Here is a 13,762-nt window from a genome sequence, read left to right on the forward strand (position 1 = left end):
CAGGGAATTCGCACTCGCCCGCACGCTCATCTATTCCGTAAACTTCAGTACGACGTGCTGTGCAGGCAGGTTCACATTGAAGCACGCGCCCTCCCCCGCCCGCGAGTTGAACTCAATGTATCCCTTGTGTTCGTCCACGATGCGCTGCACCAGCGCGAGGCCGAGGCCCGTGCCGTCCTTCTTGGTCGAGTAAAACATGTCGAATATTTTGTCCTGGTCCTTCTCCGGGATCCCGACGCCCGTATCCCTTAACGACACCTGCACGTACGCGCTGCCCGGCTGCCTCGACGTAGAAACCTTCAGTACCCCGCCGTCAGGCATGGCCTGTATGGCGTTCAGCAGCAGGTTGAGGAACGCCTGCTGCAGGTGTTCGGGGTCTCCCTCGACAGGTGGCAGCGTCTCGGCGTACTCCTCGACCACATTTACCAAGGCCGCGCGGGCATACGCCCTGATCACGTCCACCGACCGCTCCACGACCTGGTTTAACTCCACCGGGATGTACCGCGGCTTCGAGAACCTCGTGAAGTTGAGCAGAGACTCCACCGTCCTATTAACTCTAGCAAGTTCCTCGCCAAGTATCCTCGACGAGTTGACCAGAAACTCCTGGTCGCCGAGCTTCTGGGGTATGAGCTGGATCGACCCCGCCACGATGGTCAGCGGGTTTCGTATCTCATGCGCGATAGACGCGGCGAGCTCGCCCATGGCGGCGAGCTTCTCAGTTCGTTGCACCCGTTCTTCCTCGGCACGCGCCTCTTCGAGGTCCTCGAACAGCACGATGTACCCGTCCCTGCCCCCGACCCCTTCGCTGACGTGAGTGGATATCATCGTCACGTCCTTGGGGCCGCTGGGGATCTTGATGCTCATGTTGGAGAACCGGTTCATGGCCTCGGCGTCTACCCCCAGCACGTTGGCGGGGTCGAGGCCGATGGACTCGAGAAACGCGGGGCAGGACATCTCCATGATATCGTTCCGCTTCCGCTGGACTATCTCGAGTAAGCCGTCACTGGCGAACACCACCTGACCCTGCTCGTCCGCCACGAGGACGCCAAGGCTCAGCGAGTTCAGGAACATCATGAGATAGCGGAACATCCGCTTGATGGACTGGACGTAGGGGAGGAGGGCGACCCGGTCCTGACGCCGGTTATGGCGCCTCGTTTCCATCGATGCCAGGATGGACTCCGGAAGCCGGGCCGGCATGAGCAGGGACCGGCTGGCGAACAGGAGGAGTCCCGTCAGGCCGAGGATCGGCTGGATGTTCGGGGAGAAGAACAGGCTCCTCGCGCCCTGCTGGATCTGGGCGTATATGTCGGCCAGGGTCTCGTTCGCCCATACGAACCCGACTGCCCTGCCGCAACGGATGATCGGGGAAACGCAGTTCATTATCTCGCCCCTGACCATCGAACCCACACCGACGACTTCGCGCCCCAGTTCCATCGCCTGCACGCCGATGTGGCCCGGCCCCGCGCTGACCCCCACCTTCGACCCGAACTCCGAGCTGGGGCCGTAAGTAAGGATACAGCCCAGGTCCCGCGAGTAGTAACCCACACCAACGCCTGGGAAGCACGCCGCCACCATGTCGGTGTACGGCGCGAGTTCCCTGTTGAGGGCCTGGATCTTGTCCTTCCGGCCGGCGGGCTTCGGCGTGAGCCGGTTGAGTATGTCGTCGAACTCGCCCTCGAGGTGCTTCTCGAGGAGGCGGGTGATGCCGAACAGCTTCTGCGCCTTTTCCTCGATGAGGGCGCCTTCGGCTTTCTGGAATAGCAGGTAGCGCTGTTTCATCTATACTCCTCCAGGGTCTCCACGTTCCCATATGCGCTAGACATCCATCTCCACATGATGCTTCGATAATGGATTCCCTTTGGCCTGCTGGAAGTCGATGACTGTACCGAAAGTACCAGCGCGCCCCCCGTTTGGGAGGCGCGCCGACTGGAGTGATCGTGTGGGTCGCGGCGAACAGTAACCCGAGTATACGACGAGCAACGCGGCTGCGGCAAGCAGTGGCCCCACGGCGGCGCTTCAGGTCACAACCCTCATGATTACCCGGAACACCGACTCGTCGCGGCTTTCCGCCAGCTCAAAGCCGCGACGCACCTCCTCGAGCGTGACTTCGTGCGTGATCATCGGACCCACTTGCACCTTCCCGGACGCGAGCAGGTCGATAGCCGCTTCATAGCCACCTGTACCGCTCTTGGACCCTCTAATGGTTATCTCCTTGTAGTACAGCTCCTGGCCTTGCATGTGGTCTACCGCTTCACGGTACGTGCTGAATACGGTGACTACTCCCCCGGGCCGGACGAGGGCTATCGCCTTGTTCAGCGATTCGGGCTGTCCTGATGCCTCGAACACGACGTCGAAACCACTTCTCGTAAACCCACCCAGCAGCCTGTCGGTATCCGGATCGCTGTATCCCACAACGAGGTCGGCTCCCAGGTGCCTGGCCAGGGCGAGGTGTGACTTCCTGCTCCCGCCCAGAATCGCTATCCCATCCGCCCCTGCGGCCCGGGCTACCTGCAGCAGCAGGAGGGCGGAGTGTCCCGAGCCGATGATGGCCACCTTCGTGCCTGTGGCGATACTGGACTTCGCCACCGCCCTGACGGCGCACGCGACTCCGACCAGTGACTGGGCGTCCCTGGGGTCTATCCTCTCGTCAACCCTGTGCGCGATCTTGGCGGGCACCACCACGTACTCCGCCATCGCCCCATCGCGCATCCTGCCGAGGGAAACCCTGTTGCGGCAGTACTCCTCGAGCCCGCTGGAGCACATTGCGCAAGCGCCGCAGGGATAGCTGGCCTCGGGCGCCACGATGTCGCCGGCGCGGACGCCCTCCACTGCGCTCCCGACTGAAAGTACCTTTCCCACGAACTCGTGCCCGGGCACAACCGGGTACCTGGCACGGTAGTTGCCCGCCCACACCATGACGTCGGTCCCACAGTAGCCGACGTACATCACTTGGATTACGACTTCGGAGGAGCCCGGGGCCGGTAACGGCCTCTCCTCGATCGTAATGTGGCGAGGTTCCTTCAAGACTGCAGCCTTCAACCGGCAGCCCTCCATCGCTAGCTCTGGTCCGCGATATCGAGAACCGCGCGCCCGCTCACAGCCCCGCTGCTCAAATCCTCCAGCGCACGAGTCGCCTGCTCCAGGGGGTATCTCCTGGATATCAGGGGGGTCAACTGGCCCCGTTCGAGAAGCGTGATCGCCTCGACGTAGCTCTGCATCGACGAAGCTCTCGACCCCGAAACCGTGATCTGGTGGTGGACGATTTCCGGGGTCGGGATGCTGAACGAAACGTCGCTGGCATATCCCAGCATGATAATCCTGCCGCCGGGCCGCACGAGGCGCAGCGACGTCTTGACCGTGTCTTGCCTTCCGACGGCGTCGATGACGACGTCGAACAACTTCGCCCCACAGTCGCCCATATCGGAGTGCAGCCTGCACTCGTGCGCACCCAGCTCCGCCGCCTGCTCCAGCTTGGCTGCGGAGACGTCCACCGCCAGGACCCACGCCCCCACAAGCCGCGCAACCTGGACGGCGTGGATTCCCAGGCCGCCGGCGCCGATGATTGCCACCCTGTCCGCCAAGCCAACGTGGGCCGTGCGCTTCACTGCCTCGACGCTGGTAGCGATGGCATCCGCGGCGATACCCGCTTCATCGAAACCTACGTTCCCGGGCAAAGGGACGACATTCCGCCCGGGTACCGTCACATATTCCGCGTATCCGCCGTTACACGTGAAGCCTATCTGGTTGATGAGGTTTTCGCAGAGGGGCTCGTGACCGGTGCGGCACTGGGAACACCGGCCGCAAGTCGCGTAGAAGTGTACCCCCACCCTCGTTCCGGGTTCGACCCCGCGCACCAACGGGCCCACCCCTTCGACTACCCCGGCGATCTCGTGGCCGAGAATGTGAGGGAGGGCGGGGAGCCGTTCCCGTGGAAGCAAGCCCTTGAACAGCTTTACGTCGCTGTAACAAACTCCGCAGCTATGTACCCGCACGAGAACTTCGTTCCCGGCCGGCGGCCTGACCGGCACATCCTCAACCACGAGCGGCTTGCCGAACTCGTGCATTACCGCTGCTTTCATCCGCGCACCTTCTTGACCAGATCCAGGAACTCCTCGTCTGTGAGACACGCCTTCTTCTGGGTGCCGAGGCGTTTGACACCGTCAAGTACCGCACCGATCATTTCCTCGGGTATCTCGACGCCGAGTTCGCGGGCCTTGACGCTTATCGACTCCTTCCCGCTCTTCTTTCCGAGCACGACGTGGATTTGCTGTCCTACCACCTCGGGTTTGTAAGGGAACACGGCAAGAGGCATCTTGTAAACGACCTCCATGCCCAGGCCGATCTCCCGCATGAACGCGGATTCGCCGACTACCGGCTTATTCCGGGCCAGCTTTATCCTGCTCAGGTCCTCCACCAGCTTCGACAGGGACGACAACTGCTGGAAGTCAAGTCCCGTTTCCACTCCATACAGGAGCTTGAGTACCAGGGCCACTTCGTCGAGCGACGCGTTGCCTGTGCGCTCCCCCAGTCCGTTTACGCATACGTGGATGACGCCGGCGCCGCCTTCCACGCCTGCAACTGATGTCGCCGTGGCCAGGCCGAGGTCGTTGTGTGTATGTACTTCAATCGGGATGTCAACCCAGCTCTTCACCCTGGATACCAGCCACCGGACCGCGGCCGGACTGGCGCAGCCGGTCGTGTCGATCACGGCCATCGAGTCGGGTTTCCCCTGCGCCATCACGATGTCCACCAACCTGCGCAGGAAGCCCATATCCGCCCTCGTGGTGTCGAACGGGAAGAAGCAGACGTTCAGTCCCTGGTCCTTCGCGTAACTGACTGCCTTCACAGCCCGCTCGATGGCCTCTTCCTCGGTCCAGCCGAGCTGGTACTTGATCTTGGGCACACCGCTCGGGCTTTCAATGACGACGTGGGAAACCCCACATTCAACCGCTTTGTCGATGTCCCCTTTGGTTGCGCGGCAGAACGCGTAGATCTTCGATCCCAGGTTCATCTTGACGATCTCCTTGATGGCCTGGGCATCCTCGTCCGACACCGCCGGCATCCCGGCTTCAATCCGCTGGACGCCTGCCTCGGCGAGCTTTGCCGCGATCCGAACCTTTTCGTCCTTGCGGAACACCACGCCGGGTGTCTGTTCGCCGTCCCTGAGGGTGGCGTCGTGGAACTCGACTCTGCGATCTACCGGTGGTTTGACCCCGCCTTCGAAATCAAACGGGCTGACCCACCAGTCTTCGGACCTCCAAGCACCTGTTTCAGCCATCCGACTTCCCTCCCGCTCAATAGACAGGGTACAGAGGATTCCCCGTCTCGATTGCCGCTACAACGTTTTGCGCAGCCACGAGGCTTGTCCTCGAAATGGCCTCGTAGCTGTATCCCCCCATGTGTGGGGTCAATACGACGTTCTCCAACCCGGTCAGGGGGTTATCGGGTTTGACGGGCTCGCTCTGGAACACGTCGAGTCCGGCTCCCGAAATCCATCCCTCCTTAAGCGCCTTGTACAGGGCCTGCTCGTCCACTACCTCTCCCCTGGACGTGTTGATGAGGACCGCCGTCTTCTTCATCCTGCGCAAAGTCGCCTCATCGATCAGGCCTCTCGTCTTGTCGGTCAGCGGCACGTGAAGGCTCAGGAAGTCGCTCTGCTCAAGGCACTCGTCGAAGCCGACCAGTGTTACGCCTTTGATGCTCTCCGATCCGGAGTAAGCCACATCGTATCCTATGACACGCATACCGAGGGCGGCCGCAATTTCCCCCAGGATCACGCCGATCGATCCGATCCCGACGAGGCCGAGGGTCTTCCCCTTCACTTCCGTCCCAAACAGGGGGCCCCACTTGCCGGTCCTCACGGCTTCATCCGCGACCAGCAGCCTCCTGGCGGAGGCCAGCAGCAGGAGCAGAGCGAGCTCGGCTACGGTCCTGGCGCTCTCGTAAGGGGCGTTGGCCACCATGATGCCCGCCCGCTTCGCGGCTGCCAGGTCGATGTTGTCTACACCGATCCCATGCTTCGATATGATTCGCAGGCGGGGTGCGCCCGCCAGCACATTCGCGTCGAACTTTTCCAGCCCGACGATTGCCGCATCACAATCGGCCAGTCTTACGCCGATCTCGGTGGGGTTCGCCGGATACGCGCTGAGCCGGGCTACTTCGAACCCATGGCCGGTTAGATACTCCACGGCCGTCGAATCGTATTTCGCGAACGTGGGTGTGGTAACGAGTACTTTGGGCATTCAGTCTGCACTCCTAATACCTGAGCCGGATCGTCTAACTCCTGCGGTCAAGTAGTGTAGGGTAAGCCCGGCGGCAAGACAACCAAGGCCGATCAGGTCAGTCTTGATCTCCGCTATCATGAGGAGCACACCGCCGGCCAGCAGGACCGCTCTGACGGCCGGAGCGACCGGCCTGGAGAGCCATCCTTCCAGGGCTACGGAGAGCGCGAACACGCCGAGTGTGGAGGTCAGGCACGACCACGCCACCCAACCCGGCGATCCCATGAGCAGTAGTCCCGGTGTATATACAAACATGAAGGGAACCAGGAACCCGACTATGCCGAGTTTCGCGGCCGTCAGGGCGACCTGGATCGGGCTCGTCCTGGCTATGGCTGCTGCGGGGTACGCGACGAGCGCCACTGGTGGAGTTATGCCGCTCACACAGGCGAAGTAGAATATGAACATGTGAGCCTGCAGAGGTGAAATCCCCATCTTCGTCAGAGCAGGCCCCATGACCGCCGCCGAAATGAGGTAGCATGCAGTCGTCGGAAGGCCCATGCTCAAGATGACCACGATGACAGCCGTTAGCACGAGCGCGAGGAAGAGCGACCCGTGTGACAGGCTCACAATCGCCGTCGAAAGCTTTAATCCGACCCCGGTGAGCGATATCATCGCGACTACGATGCCTGCGCACGCGCAGGAAGCGATGACCTCCATACACCCTTTCGTACCGTCGGCAAGGGCACCGAGTAATCCCTTCCACGAAAGCCTGGTGTCTTTACGCAGGAATGAGACCGCCACCGCCGTGTAGATCGCGAATAGCGCAGCCCTTATCGCAGTGGTCTGGACTATTACCAGCTCGTAAAGGAGGACCAGGAGCGGAATGATCAGATGGCCGCGGGTCCTCCAGATGGCTTTGGGATCGGGGAGCTCGCAGGAGGGAAGACCTTTCAGGCCCATTCTGCCCGCCTCAAGGTCGATCATCAGGTAGACCGCCAGGAAGTACAGTATCGCGGGCAAAGCGGCGGAAATCGCGATTTTCGAGTAGGGCATGGATACCATTTCCGCCATCAGGAAAGCCCCCGCCCCCATCACGGGAGGCATGATCTGCCCCCCCGTTGACGCAACCGCCTCGACGGCCCCGGCGAAGTGGGGAAGGAACCCTGTACTCTTCATCAACGGGATGGTAAACGTGCCGGTCGCCACGACGTTTGCGATGCCGCTGCCCGAAATCGTCCCGAACAGGGCGCTGGCGAACACGGCAACCTTCGCGGGGCCGCCCCTCAGGCGCCCTGCCCCCGCGTACGCGAGGTCCGTGTAGAACTTGCCGGTCCCCGTCGCGTTCAACACAGCTCCGAAGAGGATGAATAACAGGACGAAGGTGGAAGACGCCCCGATCGGGATGCCGTAGATGCCGTCAATGCTGAACGCCTGGCTGATTATCCTGGCCAGCGGGTAGCTCTTGGCACGCAGCGGTCCCGGGAAAAACGACGCAAACTTCGCGTACAGTACCAGTACAAGCGTGAGGATGGTTAACGGTAACCCGACTAGCCGCCTGACCATTTCCAGTATCAGTACTATGGCGACGGCCCCGAGCACGAGATCGCCCGCAGTGGGCGAAACTCCCGCTCTCAACACGAAATCCTCGTTCTGGGTCAACACGTAAAACGTCGTCACGACGCCCGCGATCGCCATGAGCCAGTCCAGGGGAGAAACCGCCTTGCGTCCGCTGAACGGGGCGTACAACAAGGGCACGATAATGAATGCTACCATCAAGTGGAGCGCCCTGAGCTCCAGGACGGACGTTGCCCGGATACCGAGTGAATAGACGTGATACAGGCTCGACAGCACCGCCACGCCCGCGACGATCGCAGCGGCCGCGCCAGTCAGATTACGCTTGAGGCTATCCGAGGGCTCTTCGAGAATCCTTGTGCTGTCTTCTGACCTGGCCAAGTCCAGATTACCCCCTATCTGCAACAAACAGCGCTGCAGCCCGAAGAACTGGCCCACCGCGCCGGTGAAGGGCCTACGGCGCGGTGGGCGTGGCGCTTACTTGGGTGGCGGCGGGAGTACCGGGAGCTTTACGCCCTTCTCCTTGTAGTACTTCTCGGCTCCAGGATGGAGCGGCAGATTCATGAACTGCACGTTCTCCAAAGCGCACTGCTTGAAGCTCGAGTGCGCCTTCTGTATGATGTCGATGTTCTGGTAAACCGACTTCACAGCATTATACACGAAGTCTTCAGGAAGGTCCGGCGAGCATATCATGAAGTTCCAGCCCTGGAAGACCTTATAGTCCTTGGTCAGCCCTTTATAGGTGCCGGCCTTCAGCGTGCCGATGTTGTAGTAGGGGTTGGCTTCCTTGAACTTGTTCAGGTCCGCGTCCGAGATCTCGATGAACCTGAGCTTCTGGGATATCTCCAGCTCCTGAATAAACCCTGCTGGATGGCCGGCGAGGTAGAATACGGCGTCCACCAGCCCGTCCCTCACCATTCCCCCGGTATCTTCCCAGCTGGCGTTGACTATCTTGGCGGGTTTGATCTTATAGAACTCGAGGAGCTGCCGCCCGGTGACGTCGCTGCCGCCGCCGGCGTATCCGAAGGCTACCGTCTTGCCCTGGAGATCCATGACCGACTTGACGGGAGAGTTGTCCTTCGTGAACCAAACGCCCTCGTACGAGTAAGAGGGGACTACCGACGCCACCTTCTTGTAGGAGACGCCCTTGGCCCAGGAGAGCCCGTAGTAACCGGGGTACGTCTGCAGGCTCGACGTAATGCCGAACTCGATCTGGGCCTTGTCCACCATCTGCATGTTCTGTGAAGACCCGCCCGGTTCCACGTTCATCTGCAGCCCGTCGAAGCCTTTCATGGTGGCCTCGGCGAACGCCGCGCAGAAGTTGATGAATAGGCTGCCCGCAGGCCCACTCCCCACGGACATGATGGTCTTGGGGGGCTTCGGCTTGCTAGGGCCCGAGCTTGGTGCCGGGGCCTGCGCGGGAGTCCCGCTCTTGGGCTGCTCCTTGGCAGGCTGGCCGGGTTGCTGGGAGCAGCCCGCCAGGCCGGATACTAACGCAACGACTAGAAGTAACGCAACCGTACGAATAATCCTCATCGTCTCATACCCTCCCTGTTGTGAATGCTGTAGATTCGAGAGAACTGTCGAACCAGGACCAGGTCCCCTTTCACCCCCTGTGAAGGTATTCGGCCGTGTGGCGCTTTTCCAGGACCCGCCCATCCCGCATGGCAACGACGCCCCTCACGATGGTCGCGGTCGGGACTCCTCTGACTTTCATCCCTTCGTACAAAATGTAGTCGCTGAACATGTCGTAGTCTTTGACCGACAGGGTGGCCTCTCTGTCAAGGTCCACTATCACCAGGTCGGCATCCGAGCCGACGCGTATGTCGCCCTTTCTCGGATGGAGGCCATAGAGCACAGCCGCATTATAGGAAGTGAGTTCAGCTACACGCTGAAGGGGTAAATCGCGCTTGAAGTGGCCTTCCGTCAACATCACGGGCAGCAGGAAGGGCGAGCCGGGAGCCCCCGCGGCCGGTTTCCACACACTCCCCATTTTGGCCTGGAGTTTCCTCGGCACGTGGTCCGAACCGATGGAGTCGACCGTTCCATCCTTCACTCCTTCCCACAGCGCTTCGGCGTCTTGCTTGCCGCGAATCGGCGGCCGGAGCTTTGCCTCCGGGTTGAGGATCACGCACGAGCCGACGGCCAGATATGGGTGACAGACCTCAACGCTTATGCCTTTCCAGGAGGTCTTCGCCTCCCTTACGGCATCCAAACCGGCTCTTGAGGTCAAATGCAGGATGTTCAGCCGGGCGCCCGTATGCCTGGCGAGGAACGAGATCCTTCTGATCGCCTCGGCTTCCGCAACAGGGGGTCTGGACTGAGCCCATGCCTCCATGTCATCCCGCTGCTGTGCGACCAGGCAGGCCTTGATACGGTTCACGATCTCGATGTTCTCGCAATGAGCTATAGCCAGGGCCTCGGGGAATTTCGCCACCTTCTCCAGGGCGTCGAGCAGAAACCCGTCGGTTAGGCTGGGGCAATTGAAGGGTTTGCCGCCGAAGCCGGTCGTCATGGCCTCTTCCCCGCGATAGGTCATGTACAGCTTGAAGGACGTGGCGCCCCATTCACGGACGTACTTGGGTACCGCCGCCAGGTGCTCGTCTGTTAACAGGACGATGTGGAATCCGAAGTCCGTGTAGGACGACTGCTCCGCGGCGGCCTTGACCTGTTCGAACGTCTCATCGTAGGGCGTCGGCTCCCTGAGGAAAAATAGTATGGTTGTAACCCCGCCGAACAGAGCGGAGCGGGTTTCGGTCACGAGGTCCTGCTCACCCGCGCCTATACCGATGTGCGAGTGAGGCTCAACCACTCCCGGAAACACGAACCTGCCGGCCGCGTCGATCTTCTCCCGTGCGGTCAGGTTCACTATTGGGTCCGTGAGTGCGACGATCTTGCCGCCCGAGATCCCTACGTTGCCCCTCACAAGACCGGATCGAGGTATGACCAGGGTCCCGTTTTCTATCACCAGGTCCAGCATTGCAGCAGGACACCCCGCCCTCGTCGTGAATTCACGGAGCCAATGAAGCGAAGACCGCCCCGATCTCCGCGGTCGTGCGACAGGTTGCCAGAGCCACCATAAGCAGGATTCGCGCCTTCTGGGCGGGGAGGTCGCCCGCGAGAATCACTCCGCACCTGGCCAGGTCGGCCGGTCCACAACCTCCACCGGCCCCGGGTGAGGTTCTGCCCCCGATTGACCTGGGCGCCATCACGATCGGGAAATCCCGTGCCCGCAGCTCTTCGACCGCCGCCATCATGCTGGGAGTCACCCCACCGTTACCGGGGAACGCCTCAATGACAACTCCCCTTGCCCCGCTGTCGACTGAAGCCTTAAGGAGCCTCGCATCGGAACCGAGAACGACTTTCACGAGGTCCACGCGTGGTTCGACCCCATCCGAAAACGCCCTTCTGAACAGGGGGGCCCTGTAGAATACCACGCCAGTTTTGCTCACCAGTCCGATGGGGCCCAGGTTGGGGGACTTGAACGCCCCGACGTCCGACTTGTGCGTCTTGACCACGTCGCGGGCGGCGTGGACCTCCCCGTTCATGCACACCACAACGCCCTTCCCGCGTGCGTATTCCGAGGTCGCGACTATCACGGAGTAGAGGACGTTCCTCGGCCCATCGCTATCGGGTTCCGAGGCACTGTACATGGCGCCGGTGAACACAACGGGTTTGTCGGATGAATGGAGGAGATCCGCCAGGTAGGCAGTCTCCTCCATGGTAGCCGTTCCCTGGATAACCACGGCACCGGCCGTCTCGTCGCCCGCCAGCCTGTCCTGAACAGTCTTCATCAGGTGGACCACCGTGTCAGGGTCCAGCGCAAAGCTCAGTACGCTGCTGAACTCCAGGACCTGCACGTCGGCGCGTTCCAGCAGGCCGGGTATGGAGCCCACGAGCTCCGCTCCCGTCACGGCGGGCTTGTAGCCCTCACTGCCGGTGGACCTGGACAGGATGGTGCCCCCGGTCGAGACTATCAGGACCCCAGGTTTAGCAGGCATAGGTCTCACCCGAGCAGTAGCTCGTCGTACGGCGTCTTGGTCAGGATTTCGTTGCCTGTCTCGGTGACCAGGATGGTGTCCTCGAGCCTGACGCCGCCGCCCCCGGGAATGCCCGGGACCAGGATGGCGGGCTCGCACGAGAAGATCATCCCGGGCTGGAATTCGTACACCTTCTCGCCCGTGGCGGCGAGTTCGCCAATGAGAGGAGCCTCGAAACCGGAGACTCCTATCCCGTGGCCCAGGATTCCGTGGAATCCGTGTTCGCCAAACCCGTGCTTCTTTATCACGTTGCGGGCAGCACGGCTCAGCTCCTCATTGGTGTGACCGGGCTTGAGAAGTTCGTGCACCGTCATCATCTCTTCGTACACAGCCGCGTAGACCCGCTTTTGCTGGTCGTTCGGCTTCCCGAATATGACCGTACGGGTGAAGTCGGAGAAGTAACCGTTGAAGCACCCGCCGAGGTCCATGAACACGAGGTCGCCTCGCCTGATCATCTTGTCGGACGCGAACCTGTGGAGCGGCGCGGTATTCTCACCGGAGGTGACAATGAGGTTGCACTGGGGGACTTCCATTCCGAGTGAGTAGAAGACCCTCATGACCTCGCCGAGGACTTCGCATTCCCTGATGCCTGCACGGATGGACTTGATCGCGGTTTCCATTCCCACCTCGGCGCACCGCGAGGACGTCTTCATCAGCTTGATTTCCTCGGAGTTCTTGATGGTCTTCGCCTCTTTGACGCATTCATCCCCGTCGACCAGCGTCGCGTTGGGCAGGTGCCTCTTCATCGCGTTGAGCATGTCCACCGTAACGGCGTCCACGCCGATTCGCCCCTTGTCGACGCCCATGTCCGCGAAAGTCTTCGCGAACTCCCTGACCATGTAGTCTGTGATGCCCGGGTCTTCCATCGAGCCGCAGGGGCGGATGTCCTCCGGCGGCATCCAGGTCATGGTGGCGCGGCACCTGTTGCAGTCGCCGCTCGTAACGTAGAGTGCCGGGCCGCTTTTCTGCGACATGATGGAGGCGTTTCGGGTGATGAACGTGATCGGCCACCAGAGGGGGCGCATTCCGGTCATGTACCGGATGTTCTCCGCCCTGAAGGTAATGAGTCCATCCAACTCGTGCTTCTTCATCATCGCCCTGAGCCGCTCAGTGCGACCCCGGCGCATTGAGGCAAAATCTACCCTGTCAACCCAGTCTACCGCGTAGTACAATCTGGAAACCTCCTCTAGCCCCGGCCTACGGGTGATAATCGAGATGCGACACGGACTCTAGACAACTGATCCGTTCCTGTCAGCGAAATTCTGGAGACTGGCTCTGACCCTGACCCTTTGCTCCCTCACCACCCTTTCCAGGCGCTCGTAGTCCTTCGACCGCAGCGCCTCGAGCATTTCCTTGTGCTCTTCGAGAGATGCCTTCGTCGAAACCGTCATGACGTTGAAAATGGCGCGAGCCCGCTCGGACTGGCGCCACAGATCCTCCAGCATTTTCATGAGCTTCTCATTGTCACAGCGACCGCACAGCACACGGTGGAATTCCCTGTCCACCTTCGAGTAATCCCAGAACCGCTGTTCAGCAGCGCATTTCTCCATCTCGCCAAGGAGCTGGACAAGCTCTGCGATGTCGTCGTCGGCCATGTTTTTCGCGGACGACACAGCCGCGAGAGATTCCAGCGATCCCCTGATTTCCATGATTTCTTGGAGTTCCCGTAGGGAGGGTATACTGACAAGTGCCCCTATATAGGGCGTGGAGACGATCAGGCCTTCGGACTCGAGTCTTTTCAGAGCCTCCCTGACTGGTATTTCGCTGACGCCGAGTTGCGCAGCAACGTCCCGGATGATCACCCGGTTCCCCGGAGCGAGTTCACCGCTGATGATGGCGTCCCTGAGACTCTCGTAGACTGTGTCGGCTTTGGTCTTGTGATCCGAAACCATCTTCAAGTAGGGTCACACTCCTCTGGCAGACCTCTGG

The 13,762-nt window shown here is 61.1% G+C and carries 11 protein-coding genes; all 11 read right to left on the reverse strand.

The window, feature by feature from the left end:
• Nucleotides 1–30: 30 nt before the first annotated feature.
• The 11 genes from HPY55_04755 to HPY55_04805 all read right to left on the reverse strand — a co-directional run bounded on the left by HPY55_04755 (nt 31) and on the right by HPY55_04805 (nt 13,731).
• Nucleotides 31–1,779, reverse strand: a complete 1,749-nt coding sequence (locus tag HPY55_04755; GenBank protein NPV69949.1) for a hypothetical protein — start codon at nt 1,777–1,779, stop codon at nt 31–33.
• A gap of 237 nt (nt 1,780–2,016) precedes the next feature.
• Nucleotides 2,017–3,039, reverse strand: a complete 1,023-nt coding sequence (locus HPY55_04760) for an alcohol dehydrogenase catalytic domain-containing protein (protein ID NPV69950.1) — start codon at nt 3,037–3,039, stop codon at nt 2,017–2,019.
• A 17-nt stretch (nt 3,040–3,056) separates the two neighbouring features.
• On the reverse strand, nt 3,057–4,079 hold the full coding sequence (locus HPY55_04765) for an alcohol dehydrogenase catalytic domain-containing protein (GenBank protein ID NPV69951.1): 1,023 nt from the start codon (nt 4,077–4,079) through the stop codon (nt 3,057–3,059).
• Nucleotides 4,076–5,278, reverse strand: coding sequence for a 3-hydroxy-3-methylglutaryl-CoA lyase (locus HPY55_04770; GenBank protein NPV69952.1), 1,203 nt, complete (start codon nt 5,276–5,278; stop codon nt 4,076–4,078). Before HPY55_04770 ends, HPY55_04765 begins: the two co-directional genes overlap by 4 nt.
• 16 nt (nt 5,279–5,294) lie before the next feature.
• Nucleotides 5,295–6,242, reverse strand: a complete 948-nt coding sequence (locus HPY55_04775; GenBank protein ID NPV69953.1) for a phosphoglycerate dehydrogenase — start codon at nt 6,240–6,242, stop codon at nt 5,295–5,297.
• Entirely contained in the window at nt 6,243–8,174 is a 1,932-nt protein-coding gene (locus HPY55_04780) for a TRAP transporter permease (protein NPV69954.1), read from the reverse strand.
• 96 nt (nt 8,175–8,270) lie between these two features.
• Entirely contained in the window at nt 8,271–9,329 is a 1,059-nt protein-coding gene (locus tag HPY55_04785; protein NPV69955.1) for a TAXI family TRAP transporter solute-binding subunit, read from the reverse strand.
• Nucleotides 9,330–9,399: 70 nt separating this feature from the next.
• Complete coding sequence (locus HPY55_04790; GenBank protein ID NPV69956.1) at nt 9,400–10,773, reverse strand: amidohydrolase family protein; 1,374 nt, start codon at nt 10,771–10,773, stop codon at nt 9,400–9,402.
• Between the two features lie 31 nt (nt 10,774–10,804).
• Nucleotides 10,805–11,794: an asparaginase gene (locus tag HPY55_04795; GenBank protein ID NPV69957.1), complete on the reverse strand. Its 990-nt coding sequence runs from the start codon at nt 11,792–11,794 to the stop codon at nt 10,805–10,807.
• Between the two features lie 5 nt (nt 11,795–11,799).
• Nucleotides 11,800–13,005 carry an aminopeptidase P family protein gene (locus HPY55_04800; GenBank protein ID NPV69958.1) on the reverse strand — a complete coding sequence of 402 codons (1,206 nt, stop codon included), beginning with the start codon at nt 13,003–13,005 and terminating at the stop codon, nt 11,800–11,802.
• Nucleotides 13,006–13,062: 57 nt separating this feature from the next.
• Nucleotides 13,063–13,731, reverse strand: coding sequence for a GntR family transcriptional regulator (locus HPY55_04805; GenBank protein NPV69959.1), 669 nt, complete (start codon nt 13,729–13,731; stop codon nt 13,063–13,065).
• Nucleotides 13,732–13,762: the final 31 nt, after the last annotated feature.

It is taken from the genome of Bacillota bacterium, assembly GCA_013178305.1.
Lineage (GTDB): Bacteria > Bacillota > Sulfobacillia > JABLXB01 > JABLXB01 > JABLXB01.